Consider the following 20805-nt stretch of genomic DNA (forward strand, 5'->3'; position numbering starts at 1 on the left):
TACGCCTTAATTGCCACCTGAAGAGCTGCCACCCGAACTGGAAATTCCGCTGGTTGTCTTCTCCGCGACCGGTTGTTTCACAGCGCCTTTGCGATACCGTTCCTGAGCAGCCATCGCTTGGTCGCCACTAGCGGTCATCGCTTCGGCATATTGTGGCTCAGGTTCCACGATCTGCGCGGCATAATTGGCACGCGCGGCATCGCCAATACCGGTATCATTCGGCGTGCAGCCTGCAAGCAGCGCGAGAGCCAGCGCAGAGCACAGCATTTTACGATCAATAGTCATAGTCGGCGCCTTCCGTCTTGGGTGCCTCTGGTGGCGGTGCGTTGGGATCAAGCGGATTGATGCCCACTGCCTTGTCGGTGCGTCCCATCAGGAACAGGTCGAGTTCATTGGGGTTCTGTACCCGATCGGTTGGCAGCGCCACTGGTGCACCAGCCTTGATCGGCTGGACCAGACGCGGAGTCACAACGATAACCAGTTCGGTCTCACCCTTTTGGAAACCCGACGATCGGAACAGCGAGCCGATGATGGGAATGGAACCCAAAAGCGGAACCTGCCGCACCGTCGTCTGGAAATCCTTTCGGATGAGGCCGGCGAGGGCAAAGCTCTCCCCGTCGCGGAGTTCCAGCACCGTGTTGGCGCGCCGCGTTTGCAGTCCGGGGATGACTAGCCCGTTAACGGTGATCGATGCGGTGGGATCAATCGAACTGACTTCGGGTTCAACCGCCAGATTGATAACGCCATCGGCAAGCACCGTGGGCGTGAAGGCCAGGCTGACGCCGAAGGGTTTGAACTCAACGGTTATGCTGCCGCTATTGCCGCCGCCTCCTCCTGCGCCACCGCTGTTACCTTGCGACACAGGAACAGGAAATTCACCGCCCGCCAGGAAGGACGCGGTTTCGCCTGAAAGCGCCACCAATGTCGGATTGGCGAGGGTCTTCACCAAACCCTTGCGCTCCAGCGCATCAAGCACAGCGTCGATGTTCAGCCCGGCAACGTCAAACGCCTTGCGAAACACGCCAAAGGCACCGGTGATGGAATCGAGTCGCAGCACACCGTTACCTGATGTCGGATCAGGAACCAGTCCGGCACCGTTGCCAATGGCCGCACCAAAAGTGCCACCATCGCTGAAGCCAAAGCCGCTCAAACCAATCTGCTTGCCTGTCTGGCGCGAGATTTCGGAGAAGCGCACCTCCAGCATCACCTGCTGGCTGGCACCGACCGACATCATGTTGATTACATTGTCACCGGCATAGCTTTTGGCGAGCTGGACAGCGCGGTCAATTGCCGGGCCATTTGAAACAATGCCTGTCAGTATGACTGAATTGTTTGAAATCTTGGCACCGATGGGCTCGCCCGGGATCAGTTCCGAAAGTTGGCGGCGCAGAGACACGATGTCCGGACCAACGGCAATATCGACCACCGAGATTACATTGTTTGCATTGTCATAGACCGTCAGGCTGGTAGTGCCCATTTTCTTGCCGAGAACATAGAGCGAGCGATTGGTGATTGGCATGATGTCGGCGATCTCTTCGCTTCCAATCATCGCCTTACCGAACGGCCGATCGACCGTCAGCACCTGGCTCTTGTTCAGTGGAACGTCGAGTTGGCCTGCGTGCAGCCCGGCATCCGAGGAACTCTGATAGCCCTGGGCCAAAGCGGCGGGGGCGGCGGAGAGTGACAGTGCGAGAGCAGTGCCAAAGATGAAGCTTAGCTTTTTCATGCGCTCAATACCCCCTGTGGCGCGAAACATCGTAGGAAGAACTGGCCGTACCGCGCACAATCTCTACCTCGACCGAATTGGCGGGTTTGCGACGAACCGGCGCTGCTGCGTTGCGCGCCTGCCCAACTGCCGCTGCTTGCATGGCAGGGATTGGGTAGGGGCTGGATGCTACAGTTGCGGTGCTACCGCGCGGTTGATTGTAAAAACTGGGCGAGACGCTGCCTTGACCGAGATCGCGTGTGCCGACCGTCTGCGCCATGAAGACGTCCTGGTTTGCGGCATTGCGGAGTGCCAGTGAGAGCGAGCCGACGGTCGAGGCAAGCGCCAGTTTTTGCGCGCCCTGCTGATCGACCAGCAGCGTTGCGGTCTTGCCGACTACGGGCTGGTTGTTCTTTTCATCGGCGCCCTGATCGATCGCGATGACGCGCACATTTTGCAGCAGCACATCGGTGATCGGATCGATTTGGCCTTCGGCTTCGGTTTTCGGCGTGCGGGTCAGCAACACATCCACGGTATCGTTGGGAAGGACGAACCCTGCGACGCCTGAAACATCGCTGATGCGGACGGCAACAGCGCGCATGTCTTCGTCGATCAGGGCGGAAATGCTCGCGCGGCCACCTGGGCCGGTAACCTTGCCGGGAAGAATGGGTTCACCCGCCTCGATCGGGCGCAGCACGACGCGCGCCTCCTGCCCGAGAAGCGCTCTGGTGGATTGGAAGGCGCCCGGTGGCACTGATGTTGCGGGCCATGCGACCATGCGGATGTTTTCCGCAGTCAGCGTGGTTCCATAAGCCATGGGAACACGGGCGACAGCCACCTGAACCATGCGATTTTCTTCGGCGCTGCGTTCCTGCTGGTTTTCAACGCCAGTCAGATAACTGTTTGCAAGAATGACGGCAACGATCCCTATGATCGCCGCTATCGCAATTATGATCCAGTTCCGGTTCGCCATGCGACCCCCCACCCGAATTTGTTTTACCTATGGCATCCTGTTGAGGAGCCCCTTGAAACTTCCCGCCCGGGCACCGGGCGGGGAGTAACTTTTCATTCAAATTGCAACTTTATTTAGCTGCAGGTTTTGCCATTGGTGCTGATGCAGGTCTTGGCGTCGTTCAGAGCACCGCTGATTGCGCCGCCCAGAGCGATTGCAGCGACGGCAATGCCGGCACCGATGATCGCGAGGATGAGCGCATATTCAGCTGCCGAAGCGCCGCTGTCGTCACGCAGGAACGAAGTCACAAAATTACGCATGATATTACCCCTTTATTTTAACCGTGTTTTCTTTGGGAAACCTCCCGCCCGTTTAACAGGGCGGGAAGAATCTCATTTTAGTTCCGCAGTTTTAGCTGCAGGTTTTGCCATTGGTGCTGATGCAGGTCTTGGCGTCGTTCAGTGCGCCGCCAATGGCACCACCCAGAGCGATCGCAGCAACGGCAATGCCGGCACCGACGATGGCAAGGATGAGAGCATATTCAGCTGCCGAAGCGCCGCTATCGTCACGCAGGAACGAAGTTACAAATTTACGCATAATACTACCCCTTACATAGTTTGAGAGTCTCCGCGCCCGGCTTGCTGCCGGATCGTGGATTACCAAGGGGGGTAGTGATTGAACCGTCGCGACCCTGTTATATTATTGCCAGCATCGCGCCGGCTCTTTCGCTTTGGTCCACCCTTGATGCCTCTACAATCCGGTGAATCGGACCCAAGGGTCAACAGCTAAAATTTACGCAATTTTAACAGTAGTTTATTTTAAGAATTTGTTAACCATGCGGTATTTTTACAACAAATCACGGCAAAAAAATCACCGAATCACAATACTTTACCAAAGATATATAACTTTAGTTAATTGCCAACTGGAATTCGTTTGAAGTGGCGGAAACCGGTGGTTCTACCTCTTTTTGCAACGGGTGCGCGCGTGCGGCCAAATGCCCGCATATTTTCCAGATCAACAGCGTCAGGATTATCGAGAGGTAGCCATCAACGGCGTAGTGATAGGCGAGGTGCACCGAGGCAACCAATATCGAGAGCATATAGGCAAACATCACCCAGCCGAGCCAGCGGTTCACTTTACGCGCAGCCAGCCAATAAAGAAAGGCCATGCTGACATGCATCGATGGCATCGCGGTGATTCCGGCACCCAGTTCGCGGCTGCCCTCTGCCAGTTGCGCCGCCAGTCTGTCCTGGATATGGATCACCCAGATCGGCCATTGGCTGTCGGCATAGTCGAGATATTCCATTAGTGGCAGAAAGTCCTGCCGTCCGACAAGTGGGTGAACGAAGCAGGGGCCGACCGAGGCAAAAGCTATAGCGCACAGACTGCCCAATATGGCCCAGCACGAAAAATAGGTCAGCAAAAACTGCGCCCTTAATATAGGCCTGTTCGTGAGAAACGAAAAATAGACCAGAGCAATCAGCAGCATCGGCAACCAGACAATGTAAAGTGCGCTGAGGATGAAAGTGACAAAGGGGTAGCCGACGATGGGGTGGATCAGGCGCCAAGCATCCATCCCGTGGATCATTCGGTCAGCCTCTATCCAGAACCCGTCCCAGCTATAGGTTGCAAAGAGCGAGATGGAACCCTTAATGCCTGAAAAAGCGGGGAGGAACAGCGAGACCAGCAGGATCAGCGGCACATGCCGCATCAGCCGTTCCCAAGAGGCATGATGCGCCAAAAATTTTCGCGTGAATCCAATCGGACTTTCCGGCCGTTCGCGGAGAAGTGCGATCAGCAAAAAAGATCCGCCAAAAAAAACCGCAGTGGCCGCAAATGTAAGCAGCAGGGAAAAACTTCCATCCAAGGGGAAGCCGTAAATCCCGATGCTGGCCATTGCGGCGAGTGATGCCAATATGAACAGACCGCCGACCGATAGCGTCAGTGCGTCTGCCTTGCAGGCAGTGATGAATCCATGCAGCGCAAGATTGAGATGCAGCATTTACGAATTCCCCTGTTTGCCGCCCGTCAAAAGTCTGTTCGATGTTAGGCGACTATTCAATAGGCCATATGGGTTCAAATTTCATTACGCTTTGTCGTTGGACATGGCTTCTCTGACCGACTGCAGGTTCCCAAAATTATTGCGTTTTAAGATATGTTTACATTTGCGTTTCGCACGATAGCATCGCCCCATGATCAAGGAAACAAAGCCCACGGCGTATTGGAATGGCAGTACGGCCATCGCTTTTTGTATCGGATCCCTGCCACTGATGATGGCACTCGCACCACTGTCTTTTTCGCCTTACCCGGCAGGATGGCAGATATTTGTTCAATTTCACTCTTTGATTGTTCCGCTGATCCTTTTTGCAATTATATTTATTGTGCTGCGGGAAGGCGGCTCGGTAGTTAAGGGCTGGCAGGGATTGCCGCTGCTGTCGCGCATCGCGTTCTTGTCATGGACTCCGTTGGTTTTGTTTGCGACTTTTCGGACGGGAAATGATCATCTTTCCGCGGCGATAGGTGTGTTGAGTCTTGGAGCAATAGCACTGCTTTTTCTCTCAATGGCGCATCGAAGCAGCTACGCAACCGATGATTTTCAAAGAAAAATGTGGCTGGCGATAGGTTTTGGCGTACTTATGTATTTTGTTGTTTTCGCAACTTACATACTGTCTAACCACATCGAACCTGCCAAATGGTACGGCCCGTTTCCGGGATTCCACAACATCCGGCACGTCGCATTCCTCGGGTTTGTGGCCTATGGTGCAGGCCTGCATAGTTTTATGGCTGCGCCAAATCGTCACGCCCAAAATTGGGTGTCGGTTGCAGCACTTGTGCCTTCTATTGCCGGATTGGTTGTAGTCTTTTGGACAGGATCTCGGGGACCGACACTGGCGTTGTTGTTGCTGACGATATCGATATTCGCGATTGTGCCCGAAAAGCGCAAAGCCATTGCGGGCTTTGCATTGATGACGGGCGTTCCCGCTTTGATGATCGTATCGTTGTTGCCTTTGCCCATTCCCATGTTCGGACTATTTTCTGCATTTGGTATATCCGACGTCAATTCCGCAACTCTTGACGATGCCAGCTCAGGTCGGCTTCAAATCTGGCTCGCGACATTCGATAGCATTTGCGAACGGCCCATATTGGGATGGGGTTTGGGGCAGTATCTGAAGTTCAATCCACTCGGAGAAGGGGCCCTCGCGCATCCACACAATTCGATTTTGCAGATGACTTTTGTCGCCGGTATTTCTGGGATCATATTCTCTTTGCTAATCGCTGTTCCAATGATGTTTTCCAGATTCAATTTTAGTAATTCACCGTCGGCAAGATTTCACCTCGCCATGCTGTTCGCATTGATGGTTTACTCGCTGTATGATGGAATATTATTCTACAATTTCCCCATCACAATTTTTACTTTGACGGTGATTGGCGTCTTGAAGAAACCATTTCTCGCTCGATCTGGCTGATCGATCGAGAGAGCCTTCGTGATTAAAAAAGCGATAGAAAGCTGTGCGTTCGAATGTAAGAGATGCGCTAGAGGCACAGCAATTAATTCGACAAGTTCAAAGGGGGATGCGTGCAACAGGCAAAGCTTACAGCGTCACAAATCGGCATCTTTTTAGCTATCGCAGCGTGCCCAGTCTTCATGACCATTCTGCCTTGGGAATTCGGACCGGAAATCTCTTTGTATCGCGGCGCGATCCGCAGCCTGTCGGTCGCGCCGACACTGCTCCAACTGGTCATCATCGTCATAGCGATGGAGAATGGCATTTCGATTTTCCGAGAGTGGAGACGGCTTCCGAGGATTTCCCGGGCGGCACTTTCAATTTTGGCCTTGCTTTGCACCATCCCGCTTTACATGGGGGTCGAGGATCCTATCCGCATTCCCATCGCGCTCATTGCCTTCTTCGTGCATGTCGTTTTTGCTCTAACCATCTTTGAACTGATCGCAAGATTTTCAATCGAACATCGAAGGATATTGGCCCGATGGATCGCTATCGGGGTCTTTGCCTATTGTGCCATCTGGGGTTTGTCCTTCTTATACTTCATCCCCGTTGGCGATCAGTGGAAGACGCATGTGCCCGGCGTGACGAATGTCCGTTGGGTTGGTTTCTTCGTGGTCAGCGGGTTTTTCATGGCCTTGGCATCGCTACCCGAAGGCGGAGAGGAGCGACCGAGAGCTTCGCAAATGGCCTTGCCGTTCGCGCTTGCGTCTGTCGCTTTATTTCTTGCCTTTTGGTCAGGGTCGAGAGGAGCCATATTCGCTACTTCAGGCGGCATCGCCCTCATAGTCTTGTTTGCCCCACAATATCGAACTCAGATCTTCAAATTCGCTGCAGCAGCCATGATCGTTGGCGCAATTGCCAGCCTCATTGTGCCAACCCCACCTTATTATGCCTACGGCATTTTCCGATTCTCGCCCGTTTCCGAACCCGGACGTGACTTGTCGTCTGGTCGTATCTCGATGTGGATTGAAGTTGCCGGAAAAGTGTTCGAGAGACCGGTATTTGGCTGGGGTCTCGACCAGTTTCAGCTGATAGATTTCAAGGGCTTCCCCGACTATCGGCAGCCGCACAATGTCATATTGCAAGCCTTGATTTCAATCGGCTTCCTTGGCTGCGCACTGCTGGCCGCCGCGATATTGCCCGTTGTAAGGATGGCAAAGCTGAAGTTTGACTCTCTGAACCGGGTTGCCGCCTTTGGCCTGGTTTTGGCGACGCTGATTTACTCGCTGCATGACGCGGCGCTTTACTACAACTATCCGTTGATGATGCTCGCTGTTGCGGCCGCGCTGGCATTCGCGCCTGTCAGGCTGCCAGACGCCCCCGATAAGTGAGGTTCACACGCTGCGACAGCAGCAGATAGGGCAACCAGATTGCAACGCTGATCAATACTTTCTTCACATTGCCGCTCAGCAAATCCCCCATGGCATCCCCGACCGGGACCGGAAGGCTCGGGGCATGGCTCACGAAATGCGCGATGCTCACTTGCGAGACGATATCGACACCCCAGACCATCAGCAAAAAGCGCGGGAACCAGGGGACGCTGCGCAGCGCCATCATGAAGGCAAGCATGTAGAGGAAGTTCATCACCACCACATCCATCGTCATCGCGGCGAACAACATCTGGCCCCACAGCGGCGCATGGCCGTTCATCGCGGGGACGGCGGCGAGGAATTCCAGGCTGCGCACCGGCACGTTGATCATCATGCCGATCACCAGCGAGGCCATCATGCCTGTCGGCCCGAACAATCTGTGCTGGCGCGCGGTCAGGCAATCGACCGGTTGCCATTTGCCATAACGGGCCAGCCGGATCTGTGGCTGTTCGAAAAGCGCGCCGCGCGGGAACAGCGCGTTGCCGATCAGGCAGGCGGTGACTGGTGCGCCAATGACGAGAACATAAGGCAGTAATGTCTGCAGCAACGCAGCGGGCCCGTCGATGGGCGATGCCGCGAAGGCGATGCGCAGGGCACATAAGGCACCGGCAATCACGACCCAGGCTATCATCAACCGGCCAATGCCATGCTCCAGCGAAGCAATCGCCCAAATGCTCTTGCGGTGAAGCTGTTCGGCGAAATCTTTCATCCAGCCCTGCATCTTGCCTTACCCCCGAAATATCGCCCTTGGGCGGTTCGAGGACAAGGCTAAACGGACAGGGTTAACAAAATCTTTCGGTGGGCGGGTTTCGGCGCGCGATAGGTCGATTGGGTCTTCTCCCCTCCTCTTCAGGGGAGGGGCTTTTCCCGGCGCTTACTTCACCAACTCCAGCCGCGCCGCAAAGCCGCCGCCGGGGGCGAGCCAGACCTGCAACTTGTCGCCCGCCTTCACGGTCTTGGTTTCATAGGCGATATTGTGCCGTGCTTCGGTGAGGTAGGTTGCATCGGGGCCATCCTTGTAGATGGTCGCGCGATAGCTTTTACCCGGTTCGAGGAAGGACAGGTCGAGATCGACCATGCGCGCGGTCGCATCGTTGACGCCGCCGGTGTACCAACTGGCGCTGTTGCGATCCTTGCGCGCAAAAATCGCATATTCGCCCACTTCGCCCGCAATCAGTTTCGATTCCGCCCAGTCGGCGGGCACCTTTGAAATGAAATCCAGCTCCTTGGGATAGTTGGCAAGGTTTTCGATAAAGTCCGCCGCCATCTGGATCGGCGAATAGATGGCGAGATAGAGGCCAAGCTGCTTCGCACGGGTGGAGGCAAGGGCGTTGCCTGTCGGGCTCGAGAGCGAGAGCACGCCGGGGGTGAAATCCATCGGCCCGGAAAGCATGCGGGTGTAGACGAGGGTCGGCTCATGCTCCGGCCCGTTCGCGAACTGGCCCCAGGCGTTATACTCCATGCCGCGCGCGCCTTCGCGGGCAACCCAGTTGGGATAGGTGCGGCGCAGGCCGGTGTCTTTCACCGGTTCATGCGGGTTGACCGCGACCTTGTATTTGGCTGCTGTCTCGACGACTTTCAGATGGTGCTGCACCTGGCGCTGGCCATCGTGCCATTCCTTGCGCACCTCGCCGGGTGTGTCGCCGGGCGCAATGATACCGCCAGCATCGGCGACATAGCCGGTCTTGACAATATCGACGCCGAGTTCGCCATACAGCTTCATCGCGTCTTCCAGTTGCGCCTCATAGACATCGATATTGCCGCCGGTCTCATGATGCCCGATCAGCTTGACGCCTTTCTTGCGCGCATAGTCGGTGACTACTTTGAGGTCGAAATCGGAAACTGCCTCGGTGAAGCTGAATTCATCGCCATGGCCGAACCATTCGCCATTCCAGCCCTTGTTCCAGCCTTCGACCAGCACGCCGCCAAAGCCGTGCTTGGCCGCGAAATCGATATGTTCCTTGGTGCGCTCGGTGGTGGCGCCATGGTTCGGGCCTTCAGCCCAGCTCCACTTGCCGGAAATCATGCCCCACCAGATACCGACATATTTTTGCGGACGGAACCAGCTGACATCGCCCAGCTTGTTGGGCTCGTTCAGGTTGAGTTCCAGATCATTCTCGACAAGGCTTGCGGCACTATCGCCGATGCGGATCGCGCGCCAGGGTGTGGCAAAGGGCGTTTCCCGGGTGACACGCGGGCCCTTTGACGAAGGTGAAAGTGTGGTACGGAAAGTCTGCTTCTCAGCCCGCTTGAACCAGAAGGCCGAATAGTCGACCAGCGCCGCTTCGTGGAACGACAGATGTGTGCCATCGTCGAGCCGCATCGTGATCGGCGTATGCGCGGTCGATACCGCGTCAATCGGCGTCTTTTGGTATATCTGCTCATAACGGTTCCACTCGCCGCCGGTGATCCACCAGGCGGTGCCGGGGCTGGCAATCGAAAACTCCGTCACCTCATCGGCGATGTTCATCGTCTTGAGATTTTCCTGCTCGGGAATTTCATAGCGGAAGCCGACGCCATTATCGAAAATGCGGAAACGCACATTCATTGCGCGTTTCAGATAGGTCGGCTGGCGGAAACGCACGATCAGGTCGTTATAATGGTTGCGCACGAAACGGCGCTCGCCCCAGGGCTGCTCCCATTTCTCGTCCACGGTCGGTTTGTTCTCGGCGCTGTCGAATTTGAAGCCACGCACCATGTCGTAACTGTCGGTCAGAATGAAACCCAGCTTTGAAGGCGCGATCAACAGCTTGCCCTTGCGGCTGATGCTGTAATTGGCACGGCCATCGCTATCCAGTTCGACGCTGACGGTGATCGATCCATCGGGCGAACTACCGGTGGCCAACGGGGCACCTTGCACTGCGCCATGGGCAAGCAATGCCACCACGGCTGCCTGAGCTGCTTTCTTCTGCATACGGGGTTTCCTCTCTCGCGGCCTGCTTTTGCGAGCCTGTTTATGACACCATTCATTGCGGCAAAGCGGGCGACATTCAACCGTGCAAAGGTTGGTATACGTATGCTAAAAAGCCTTGATTATCGGGGGAATTCGTATGTCGACCGCGATGGTCATCCGCTCGCCTTCGGCAAAGGGTTCGGTGCCGTGCCACAGCGTTGACGGGAAGAGGGCAAGGCGGCCCGGTTTGGGCTCGATATGCCTGTAGGGCGGCAGGCCCAGCTTTAACTCCGGCGGTGGAGCACCGAGCGCCAGATGGCCGGCGGGAGCAGGGCCTGCGACATCCGGTTCGGGCACCACGATATAGAGCGCCGAACTTATCCAGCCCATCACATGGGTGTGCGCGGCATGATAGCCATCGCCTGCCAATCGCACAGACCAACTGCCTTCGAACAGCAGGGGTTGGTTGCGTAGCGGGCCGAGCAATGGATGGTCTGCGTCCTGCGCTGGCAATGCGTCGATAAAGGACTGCACGGCCGCTGACACCTTTTGTCGGGTTTTCTGGATGGCGGGGTGGGGGTGGAAGAAAAGCTGCCGGTCGGTTTGCGTTCCGCCACGCACCGACTGATCGGGGTAGGGGGCCTTTAGCCGGTGCAAACCGCGCAAAACCTCTGCCAGTTCGTCGAGTTCAGACGGCGAAAATTCAAGATCGAGTGCCGTGGCAAAAATCGGTGCGCCATCGAGCCAGGCAGCGCGCGGATCGTCCAGCAGCCGCCAGCACAACGCGAGGTAGGGCCAGAACATGCGGGCTGTTGGTCCCGTCAGATGGCGCTCGGCAATGGCCATTGCCCTATTCGGATCGCCTGCGCGTAAATGGTGGCGCACCCTGCACAGATCGATGCCGGGATCGGCCACGTCGGCTACCGTATCGAACAGTGTGCGATCATTCCGCGCGTCGCCGGATTCACTGGCAAGATATAAAGCGGCAAGTTCAAGCGTGCGATTGCCCGGCAACCGGCCTTGGGCACCGCGCAGGACATTCGCGGCGCGTTCCCAATCCTTGCGCTGGGCGTGCAACTGGAACCAGGCCATATAGAGAGCGACATTTTGCGGCTCGGCCTTGGCAGCGATTACAAAGCTACGGTCGAAATCCGTTCCATCCCCTTCGGTAATGCGCTGCACGGCAAGGATGCGGTGCCCCTCAACCCAGCCGGGAGTGGCTGCCAATGTTTCCTCAAGCAGCAGTTGCGCACTGCTGGTCTCGCCCTCTGCCGCCAAGGCGAGCGCGTGGTTGCGGATGATGTCGGCGTTTGCAGGCACAAGTTGCCGTGCCTTGGCGAACAGATCGGCCGCAGGCTGCCAGCATTCGAAGCTTATCTGCGCCAGCCCGAAAGCCGCGCGCGGATCATCGGGATTGAGAGTGACGGCTTTTCGGATTGTATCCAGCGCTTCTTCCATATGCTGCGTCGCGCGCAACTCGGCAGCCCGCTGCACTAGGTTGTTCAAACCGCCGGGGCCTTGCAATGCTGGTCGATAAATTGCTGGTGCGTCGGCTGTTGCACCGCCGCAGCCGCCATTGCCGCGCGCAATTTGCGCAGCCATTCGCGGCCTTCATCGTTGCGATAGGCACCGATCGGATCGCTGGCCTGCGGGATATTGCCCTGACCGATATGTACCGCATGCCAGCTGGGAGCGCCGAACAGATCCATGTCGCGCGCAATGTGTCGGCCATAGCGGCGGAAATGGTCAATTTTGAACTGCAGCGTAGCGGGAATGTCCATCGCTGCGCAATAACGCCACAGTTCGCTGTCATCCCTTTCGGTCAGTTTGTAATGCAGGATCAGGAAATCCCGGATACGTTCAAATTCGGTGATTGCGATGTGATTGTATTCGTCGATTAGCAACGGATCGAAATCGCGATCGGGAAATAGCGCGAGCAGCTTTGAAATCCCGGCCTGGATCAGATGCAGGCTGGTCGATTCCAGTGGTTCCATGAATCCGCTCGAAAGACCGATGGCGATGACATTCCGGTTCCAGAATCTGCGCCGCATTCCGGTGACGAAACGCAGCTGGTTCGGGTCCGCTAGCGGTTCGCCATCAAGGTTCGCCAACAAAGTTTCAAGCGCCGCATCGTCGGACAGGAACTTGCTTGAATAGACATAGCCATTGCCGGTGCGGTGCTGCAGCGGGATGCGCCATTGCCAGCCCGCCTTGCGCGCTGTCGACCGGGTATAGGGCGTGGGCTCGCCGTTCTTGGCACAGGGCATGGCGACCGCGCGATCGCAGGGCAGCCAATGCGTCCAATCCTCATAGCCTGTCTGCAACGCGCCTTCGATGAGCAGCCCGCGAAAGCCCGAGCAATCGATGAAAAGCTCGGCATCGAGTTTGCGACCATCCTCCAACGTGACGCCCTCGACAAACCCGGTTTCGCCGTTCAACCGGACATCGGCAATCTTGCCCTCGACCCGTTTCACGCCGCGTTGCTCCGAATAGCCACGCAGAAAGCGCGCATAGCGTCCGGCATCGAAATGATAGGCATAGTCAAAGGTCGACAACACGTTACGCTGGTCGGGGCTGGGCAGGTTGAAACGACCCGCCTTTGCCATATGCCAAGCCATACTCAGATCGTCGAAATTGCTTGTTTCACCCGCATCGCGATCGCGCAACCATTGCTGGTGCACCGACAATATGTCGTAGGGTTTTCCATGCGGGCCGAAAGGGTGGAAATAGCGGTTGCCGAGGCTGCCCCAATCGACAAATTCGATACCGAGTTTGAACGACCCTTGCGTCTCGCGGACGAATTCGCGTTCGTCGATGCCCAGCATCTGGTTAAAGGTGCGGATGGGCGGAATTGTCGCCTCGCCGACACCAACAGTGCCGATCTCCTCGGATTCGATCAGCGTGATGGTGCAGCCTTGCGTGAGCACATTGGACAGAGCTGCCGCCGTCATCCAGCCGGCAGAGCCGCCGCCAACGATCAAAATCTCGCGTATCGCCTTGTCCGGTTGTGTCACATCCGTCTCATCTCAAAAATGCGCGCGGTGCGCCAATAAAAAAGGGGATTGCAAGGGCTGAACCGCTGCAATCCCCATATGTCTCTGCAGACCGTGGAGGCAATCTGCGAGAGTTAAGCTTGAACGGTCGAAAGCGCGCCCGATGCGACCCGGCGCGCCTCCATTCCCCCGATCAGAAGCTGAAGCGCAGCGAACCCGTGAATGTCTGACCGATCACCGGCGTGCCGGTGATGCCTGCAGGCGTACCCGTCTGGAATACGCCCACACCATTGCCGCGCGCGTCATAGGTGTTGAACAGGTTATAGACGTTGAGGCCGAGTTCGAGATTTTCCATCGGACGGACCTTCAAATTGGTGTTGAAGACCGTCTTGCCGGGATATTCGAGCGTACCGTCAAAGGTGCCCGATTGGCCAACCGCAGTCACACCCAGTGTTGCGATATCGGCAAAGTCGTAAGAACCGGTCAGCGAGTAGCTGAGATCGGGGATGCCGAGCGCGCGTCCGAAATTGGCCGAACCTGCCACCTGCGTACCGTTGCGCGTTGAAGTGAACTTCTGCTTCGCCTTGGTGTAGGTTGCGTTGGCGATGAAGTTGAAATCACCGAAGTTCAGCGTCGCGAAGAATTCCGCACCCTTGGTCTTGAAGCTGTTGTCAATGACACAGCCGCCGCCCGGGCAGATGCCAGTGGTGGTCGGTTCAAAGTCGCTGCGCTTGAAATCGCCCTTCAGCAGGGTGAATTCAACCGAGTAGCGACCGCCGCCGATCGAGCCACGGTTCTTCACGCCAATTTCGTGCTGGGTGACGAAGTCGACCGAAGGCGTAACACCGTCGGTGCAGGCGAGCGCGGTTGCCTGTGCACGGGTGCAGAGGCTGCCATCAGCATTGAATTTGCCGCTGACCGTCTGGCGGTCGCTGTTGAAACGGCCACCTTTTGAGGTGCGACCAAAGAGCGACAGGTCAGGCGAAACCTTCCACAAGCCGCCCACGGTCCAGCTGGTGTAGCTGCGGCTGTAATCGAGGATTTCGCGCGCGCCATTGGCGGTCATCGTCGGGATGAGAACGCCGTTGGAGTTGATGTTGAACTCCGAACCGCCACCAATTGTGTAGCCCGCTGCCTTCACCCGTTCAAAACGAACGCTGCCGTCGAGGTTGAAGTCATCATTGTCGAGAACCAACTGCATGTAAGGCGCAGTGTTGGTGTACGACAGGTCATAGTCGCGGGCGCAGCAGCTGCCCCAGTTGTTGTTGTAACCCGAGATACCTTCTTGCGTGATCTTGTTGGCTACGCCTGTCAGCGTTGCGCTGTCATACAGATCAAGCTGTGAGGGGCTGTTGCCGCTGAGTTCGCGCAGCGATTTGTTGACGTGCCAGTCCATCGCAATGTCCTGGTCCATGTAGAAATAACCGACGCGCGCAGTCAGCTCGGCAAAGCCGGTGTCGAATTTGCCAGCAAGGGTGAGGTCATTCACCAGGCTGCCAAGATCGCGGATGTTGGTTTTTACGTTGACGTTATTGTCGACATATTGGCCGGTGTAGAGCTGGCCCGCATTGGGCCCACTTGCATAGCGGATCGCGGCAACGGTGCGGCCGTTGACGGTCGAACCAAGGACGCTCGCGCGGGTTGCAACACCAAGGAAGGGCGAAGCGAAGCCGCCGCTGATGTCTGACCAGCGGAAGTTGTTGTCGACGGTGAAGTTATCCGAGAATTCGTAGTGGAACTGGCCACCGATCGACTTCTGCTTGGTGGTGATGCCATCCATGTCGACCCGCTCAAGATTGCCATCGCGGTTGTAGATCAGGAAGCTTTGATTATACTTCGAATAGTTGGTGTCCTTGCGGCCATCAAAGCCGGGCCAGGGGCCAACCGAAGTGACCTTGCCGCCGCTAATGCGGGCGAGGGCAGGGGCGCCGGTATAGTTGGGTTCTTGCGTGTCGGCATATTTGAACAGCAGGCGGAAATAGCCTTTGCCGTCATCAAATTCCTTGGTGAGGTTTGCTTTGACCTGAAGGCTTTCGCTGGTGTTGTAGCCGGCATCAAGCGGGCCACGGCCCTTTTTGAAAAAGCCGCCAACGTGGAAATTCATGCTGTCGGTGAGCGAACCGCCATAGCGGAAGTTGAGCTGGGTTTCGTTATAGTCGATGCCTTTTTTGAGCTCGACATAGCCACCCTCTTCGCGGCCATAGTTGCTGATATAGTTGATAACCGCACCCGGTGCCTGCGACGCAAAAGTCGTGGCCGAACCGCCGCGAACGGCTTCGACATTGGCGACGGTCGGGTCGAACTTGGTGAAATAGTCGTTATTACCGAACTGGATGTCACCGAACAGGACGACAGGTAGACCGTCCTCTTGAAGCTGTACAAACGGCGCGCCACCGGTTGCCACGGGAAGGCCGCGGACCGCGATGTTCGAGTTACCGCCGGGGCCCGAGGTGCCGGGAACCTGAATGCCGGGGAGGAGCTTGAAGACTTCGGCTTCGGAGCTCGGCTGGAAGTCCTGAATCATCTGCGCGCTGACGCTGGTGACCGAGATTGAGCTTTCAATCTTCGTCTGGTCGCGGCCAGAAGCCGTGACAACGATTTCGTCGAGCATGCCGGCTTCTTCTTCAGCCGGTGCTGATTCATCCTGCGCCATTGCAGGAGCGGCCAGTGCCAACCCCAGAGTCGCTGCAGATGCAAATGTCCTTAGATATGCCTTGCGCATAACACCTCCCAGTATCGATCCTATCCTATCGCCGCAGGCCTTTTTTGGCCGACGATCGCATGCGGTGGATACAACAATAACAATCGATTGCAATGAAAAAATGCAATCGATTGTATTTTGTAATTGGCGTTGCAAAAATGCCGCAAATTCGCCTTGCAATTCTATGCTGTTATCCGGCAAGGATGGAATGCGAGAGGGGTGTCAGCCAATCATGGTCAAGGTTCGGACAATCAAGGATATCGCCGAACTCGCCGGAGTATCGACCGGCACGGTTTCGCGCGCGCTCGCCGGGTCCGAACTTATCAGCAAGAAAACGCGGGAGAAAATCCAGGCGCTGGCCGACGAGCATGGGTTTCGGCCGAATATCATGGCGCGCAATTTGCGTATTCAACGCACCGGTGCCATCGGGGTGCTGATCCCGCTGGGCCATGAAACTGGCCAGCATATTTCGGATCCTTTCTTCATCACCATGCTCGGCCTGCTCGCTGACGAGTTGACCGAAAAGGGTTATGATCTTGTCCTGTCGCGCGTGATCCCGACCGATGGCAACTGGCTCGAACGCTTTGTCGATTCGGGGCGTGCCGATGGCCTTATCGTTATCGGCCAGTCCGATCAGGCCGCAACGCTTGACAGGGTGGCCGCTCGCTACCGTCCATTGGTGGTCTGGGGTGGTTATACCGAGGGGCAAGTGCATTGCTCGGTTGGATCGGATAACCGCAAGGGCGGCTATATCGCGGCCAAACATCTGATGGATCGTGGGTGTAGCAGACTGGCCTTTTTTGGCGACCCCAAGGCGCTCGAAATCGGGCAGCGCTTGGAAGGGTGTCGTGATGCCATGGCGGAAGCCGGGCTTTCCGAAAATCTTTCGGTCTTACCCGCACATCTGGTCGCTGAGGCCGCGCATCCTGATATTGCCCGCTTTCTGGGATCGGTCAGCGAACGGCCGCAAGGGATTGTCGCGGCATCCGACGTCATCGCGATGAGCGCGCTGCGGGCATTGTCCGAATTCGGCCTTGCGGTTCCGGGCGATGTCCGGGTTATAGGCTATGACGGTCTTGCCATTTGCGAACAGACTGTTCCGCGTCTTTCGACTGTAAGCCAGGATCTGACAACAGGTGCCCACCATTTGGTCGACATGCTGCTGCGCCGCATCGCGGGCGAAGATACGCAATCGGTAGTGATGGAACCGCAGCTGGTTGTCAGGATGTCGAGCTGAGCGCAACGGCCAGCGCGCCGAGCAAGCCGGACCGTTCACCCAGCCCGGGCGCAACTATCACTTTTTCCGGATCACCGGCAAAATAGCCCGCAGAAGCAGCTTTTGCTTCGGTACGGACAAGGTCGAGCAGTCCTTTTGTACCTGTTACGCCACCACCCAATACGATGCGCTCCGGCTCCATGACAGCCTGGAAGGTGACTATGGCCTGCGCCAGATACCAGGCGATGATGGCTTGGCCCGGATGGCCGGCTTCGAGCTCGGAAAGCGAGCGCCCCCAGCGCGCGATGATTGCCGGTCCGCTGGCAAGGCCTTCGAGGCAATCGCCGTGAAAGGGGCAACTGCCTTTGAATTCGGTATCATCGGGATGGCGCGGCATGCGGACATGGCCCATTTCGGGGTGCGACAGGCCGTGCAGCAATCGACCGCCGCTGACAAAGCCTCCACCGATACCCGTCCCGATGGTAAGATAGAGTAGCGAGTTGCAATTTACACCGGCACCCCATTTTGCTTCTGCCAGTGCCGCTGCGTTGACATCGGTCTCGATGGCTACAGGGCAGGATAGCCTTTCGGCAAATGGCGTTACCAGATCGGTATTGGCCCAATGCGGTTTGGGCGTGCGGGTGATGTGGCCCCAGTTGCTTGCTGACCTGTCCAATTGGAGCGGGCCGAACGAGCCGATGCCGATGGCGGTGAGTGGCTCACCCTGCGCCTTGAACCAATCAACAGCCGTACCGATGGTTTCATCAGGCGTGGTCGTTGGGATGCGGTGCGTCGCGCGTATAGTGCAATCGGCATCGGCGATGCCCAGTACGAACTTGGTTCCGCCAGCTTCGATCAATCCATAGGCTGCCATAGTCAGCCTTGGTCGACCCAAGCACGGTTGCCGTCAAGGCAAATGCGGAAGCGTGGGGCAGGGACGCCACCAAAATGCGCGCGCCGCCAAGCTGCATCGTCGACTATCGGGCCGGTACCGACGCCAACCAGATCGACGAAGCTCGCGACCTGCAAATCGTCCATCACCCACCAGCTATAATATTGGAACGGCTCGCTGTCGGGATTGGCAGCCACAAGGCCGGTGCCGTTGAGCGGTTCATAGGGGCCAAACAGGCTGGGGGCGACCATGCCATAAAGTCCGTTGGGGCCATTGGGGCCGTTCGGTTCAAACACCTTCCGCTGCGTGGACCAGAAGAGATAATAGAGCCCGCCTTGCGCAATAACATGCGGACGTTCCTGTTCATTGTTCAGGCCATCCGCCGTGATCAACGGTGGCAGCAACTGCCATCCTGAAAAACCGGAGCCTGTTGCTTCGGCAATGCCGATACAACCATTCCAGTCGCTATTGGCGTTCGGGATAGAGCCCGTGAAGAGAAGGTAATCGCGCTCCGTCGCCGGATCGCGAAAGTGGGCTGGATCGCGAAAGCCTTTGATGAAACCGGGAACGCCTTCCTTCTGGTTGACGATCATATAGTGACGCCCGTCAGACTCCACGGATTCCGCCGGCTCGCTCCAACCTGTGATTGCAGCGATACCGTCTTTTACCTCCAGAGCGCCACTTGTCTGGAACAGACGTTGTGCAAAGGTGATCGGGTCTTCGCCGGGATATCCGGCGGCAGTGTAGAACAATGTGACCATGCCGGTTTCGGGATCAAAAACTGACGTTCCGGCCCATTCGCGGCTGCCCGGGTTGTAGCCATCGGGCAGCGCATTGCCACAATCGCGCCACTCGCCATCCTTTTCGATAACAAGGCGGATACGCGCAAGACCGTGGCGCAGGTCCGGGTCGGGAATGGCAGGCGAGGACAGGATGAACCATATGGTCCAGCCATCCGGCTTGGCCGTGCTGCCATCGGGAAGTTGCAGCGGCCACATGTCCCAGAGATACAGGCCGTCGAGCAGCGTCCGGGGTAGATTTGCAGGCGCTTGCGGAATTGTCTGATCGCTGAAATCGTCAATCGCCGCGACATGCCGGGCGCACCAATGCGACGTCGAAATGTCTGCCAGAGAAACTTGCAATTTATCCACTCCCGGTGTCTTCGCGTTTGCCATAATCGCTATGCTTCTTGATTACAACAATCGATTGCATAAACGAGTTGAGTTGACCTGTTTTGGACTGCGTTCAGGCCAGATGGGCAGGTTGTGCTCGACCTTCCTTGATGCGGTAAACCGCTATTGCCGCCAGCAGCATGCAGATGCCCGAGACAATCAGGACATTGCGAGCGTCTCCACCAAGCAGCGGTTCATAAGCAAAGGTCATCGTGCCGGCGAAAACCAGCATCGGTACGCAGATGAACATGTTGAAGATGCCCATATAGACCCCGGTCCGTTCGGGCGGAATTGTATCCGCTAGGATGATGTAGGGATTGCCCATGATGCTGCCCCAGCCAAGGCCAATGCCGACGGCCGCGACGAACAACAGCGATTTGTCGCTTTTGTGCGGCATGGCCAACATAGCCAAACCTGCGAGTGTCAGGCACACAGCATGCAACCGTCCAGCGCCGACCTTCCTTGCCAGCGGGGCCATTGCGAGGGCTGAGATGAAGGCAATCAGGTTGAAGAATGCACCGACCTGTCCGTTAGTCAGCACAGCCTCGCGATAGGCCGCCGTGCTTGCGTCCGCCGTTCCATAGACCGAACGCGAGATCGAGTTGGTGACATAACCCCAATAGCCCGACATCGCATACCATTGAAACAAGCTCATCACCGCCATGGCGCGCATCGCATTGGGCATGTCACGCATCGCATCCCAAATTTCACGCAATGTCGCGCTCATGGTTTTGGGAAGCGCAGCGATGCGATCCTTTTCGACTTCGGACAACGGCAGTTCTGGCACGCGCAAGATCGACCAAAGGATGGTCCCGATCGAAAGCGTAGCCCCGATCCAGAAAGACACCAGAGTGAAGGTCGGGATATTGCCCTCCGACGTCGCATCCCGGCTGAGGCCGAAGATGAAAACGAGGATGGTCGGGCTAAGATAGGCCAGGCATTGCGCCAGCCCGGTGAAAGCGCTCTGGCTCAAAAAGCCGAAGCTGCGTTGGTTGGCATTCAGCCGGTCATTCACATAAGCGCGATAGGGTTCCATCGTCACATTGTTTCCGACGTCAAGCAGGAAGAGCAGCGAGAAGGCCATCAATATGCTCGCCGACAGCGGCATGAAGAACAGACCAATACAACACATCACTGCACCGATCAGGAAATAGGGCGTGCGTCGCCCCCAGCGGGAACTGGTGCGGTCGCTCATCGAGCCGATAATTGGCTGGACGATCAGACCGGTCAGCGGTCCCGCAATGCCCAGCCAGGCAAAGTTCGATTCCTCCGCGCCCAGATAGCCCCAGATGGGGGACATGTTCGCCTGTTGAAGTCCGAAGCTGAATTGCAGCCCCAAAAAGCCCAGATTCATTTGCAGTATCTGCGCGACCGAAAGGTGCGGCTTTTGCATGGCTGTCACGAA

Annotated in this window: 17 protein-coding genes; 3 read left to right on the top strand and 14 right to left on the bottom strand. The window is 56.9% G+C overall.

Annotated features, from left to right (window positions below; translation table 11 throughout):
- Positions 1 to 6: 6 nt before the first annotated feature.
- From PKC81_RS05165 to PKC81_RS05190, 6 genes are all read right to left on the bottom strand, one after another.
- Complete coding sequence (locus PKC81_RS05165) at positions 7 to 285, bottom strand: hypothetical protein (protein ID WP_324333790.1); 279 nt, start codon at positions 283 to 285, stop codon at positions 7 to 9.
- Positions 275 to 1726 (bottom strand): type II and III secretion system protein family protein, encoded by a 1452-nt coding sequence (locus tag PKC81_RS05170; RefSeq protein WP_324333792.1) that lies wholly within the window; start codon positions 1724 to 1726, stop codon positions 275 to 277. Before PKC81_RS05170 ends, PKC81_RS05165 begins: the two co-directional genes overlap by 11 nt.
- A 4-nt stretch (positions 1727 to 1730) precedes the next feature.
- The gene (cpaB, locus tag PKC81_RS05175) at positions 1731 to 2678 is read right to left on the bottom strand and encodes a Flp pilus assembly protein CpaB (RefSeq protein WP_324333793.1); all 948 of its coding nucleotides are present in this window, start codon (positions 2676 to 2678) and stop codon (positions 1731 to 1733) included.
- A 113-nt stretch (positions 2679 to 2791) separates the two neighbouring features.
- Entirely contained in the window at positions 2792 to 2977 is a 186-nt protein-coding gene (locus PKC81_RS05180) for a Flp family type IVb pilin (RefSeq protein ID WP_324333794.1), read from the bottom strand.
- Between the two features lie 91 nt (positions 2978 to 3068).
- Positions 3069 to 3254: a Flp family type IVb pilin gene (locus PKC81_RS05185; protein WP_324333795.1), complete on the bottom strand. Its 186-nt coding sequence runs from the start codon at positions 3252 to 3254 to the stop codon at positions 3069 to 3071.
- A 310-nt stretch (positions 3255 to 3564) separates the two neighbouring features.
- Entirely contained in the window at positions 3565 to 4659 is a 1095-nt protein-coding gene (locus tag PKC81_RS05190) for a phosphatase PAP2 family protein (protein WP_324333797.1), read from the bottom strand.
- Positions 4660 to 4849: 190 nt separating this feature from the next.
- Here PKC81_RS05190 and PKC81_RS05195 point away from each other — a divergent pair, with 190 nt between their 5' ends.
- A complete protein-coding gene (locus tag PKC81_RS05195; RefSeq protein ID WP_324333799.1) occupies positions 4850 to 6124 on the top strand; it encodes an O-antigen ligase family protein in 1275 nt (424 codons plus the stop codon).
- A gap of 179 nt (positions 6125 to 6303) precedes the next feature.
- The gene (locus tag PKC81_RS05200; RefSeq protein WP_324333801.1) at positions 6304 to 7494 is read left to right on the top strand and encodes an O-antigen ligase family protein; all 1191 of its coding nucleotides are present in this window, start codon (positions 6304 to 6306) and stop codon (positions 7492 to 7494) included.
- Here PKC81_RS05200 and PKC81_RS05205 read toward each other — a convergent pair.
- The 5 genes from PKC81_RS05205 to PKC81_RS05225 all read right to left on the bottom strand — a co-directional run bounded on the left by PKC81_RS05205 (position 7466) and on the right by PKC81_RS05225 (position 16141).
- Positions 7466 to 8242, bottom strand: a complete 777-nt coding sequence (locus tag PKC81_RS05205) for a DUF2569 domain-containing protein (protein WP_324333803.1) — start codon at positions 8240 to 8242, stop codon at positions 7466 to 7468. The genes PKC81_RS05200 and PKC81_RS05205 overlap by 29 nt on opposite strands.
- Before the next feature lie 165 nt (positions 8243 to 8407).
- On the bottom strand, positions 8408 to 10447 hold the full coding sequence (locus tag PKC81_RS05210) for a glycoside hydrolase family 97 protein (RefSeq protein WP_324333805.1): 2040 nt from the start codon (positions 10445 to 10447) through the stop codon (positions 8408 to 8410).
- Positions 10448 to 10552: 105 nt separating this feature from the next.
- Positions 10553 to 12028 (bottom strand): putative 2OG-Fe(II) oxygenase, encoded by a 1476-nt coding sequence (locus PKC81_RS05215; RefSeq protein ID WP_324333807.1) that lies wholly within the window; start codon positions 12026 to 12028, stop codon positions 10553 to 10555.
- A complete protein-coding gene (locus PKC81_RS05220; RefSeq protein ID WP_324333809.1) occupies positions 11929 to 13440 on the bottom strand; it encodes a tryptophan halogenase family protein in 1512 nt (503 codons plus the stop codon). The genes PKC81_RS05215 and PKC81_RS05220 overlap by 100 nt, the downstream gene beginning before the upstream one ends.
- Before the next feature lie 172 nt (positions 13441 to 13612).
- Positions 13613 to 16141 (bottom strand): TonB-dependent receptor, encoded by a 2529-nt coding sequence (locus PKC81_RS05225; RefSeq protein WP_324333811.1) that lies wholly within the window; start codon positions 16139 to 16141, stop codon positions 13613 to 13615.
- A 163-nt stretch (positions 16142 to 16304) separates the two neighbouring features.
- Here PKC81_RS05225 and PKC81_RS05230 point away from each other — a divergent pair, with 163 nt between their 5' ends.
- Positions 16305 to 17357: a LacI family DNA-binding transcriptional regulator gene (locus PKC81_RS05230; protein WP_324333813.1), complete on the top strand. Its 1053-nt coding sequence runs from the start codon at positions 16305 to 16307 to the stop codon at positions 17355 to 17357.
- Here PKC81_RS05230 and PKC81_RS05235 read toward each other — a convergent pair.
- The 3 genes from PKC81_RS05235 to PKC81_RS05245 all read right to left on the bottom strand — a co-directional run bounded on the left by PKC81_RS05235 (position 17341) and on the right by PKC81_RS05245 (position 20793).
- Positions 17341 to 18210 carry an ROK family protein gene (locus PKC81_RS05235; RefSeq protein WP_324333815.1) on the bottom strand — a complete coding sequence of 290 codons (870 nt, stop codon included), beginning with the start codon at positions 18208 to 18210 and terminating at the stop codon, positions 17341 to 17343. The two genes, PKC81_RS05230 and PKC81_RS05235, sit on opposite strands and share 17 nt — an antisense overlap.
- Positions 18211 to 18212: 2 nt before the next feature.
- Positions 18213 to 19370, bottom strand: a complete 1158-nt coding sequence (locus PKC81_RS05240) for a glycoside hydrolase family 68 protein (RefSeq protein WP_324333817.1) — start codon at positions 19368 to 19370, stop codon at positions 18213 to 18215.
- Positions 19371 to 19473: 103 nt separating this feature from the next.
- Positions 19474 to 20793 carry an MFS transporter gene (locus PKC81_RS05245; RefSeq protein ID WP_324333819.1) on the bottom strand — a complete coding sequence of 440 codons (1320 nt, stop codon included), beginning with the start codon at positions 20791 to 20793 and terminating at the stop codon, positions 19474 to 19476.
- Between the last annotated feature and the right edge of the window lie 12 nt (positions 20794 to 20805).

This window comes from Sphingorhabdus sp. (genome assembly GCF_035329025.1).
GTDB lineage: Bacteria > Pseudomonadota > Alphaproteobacteria > Sphingomonadales > Sphingomonadaceae > Sphingorhabdus_B.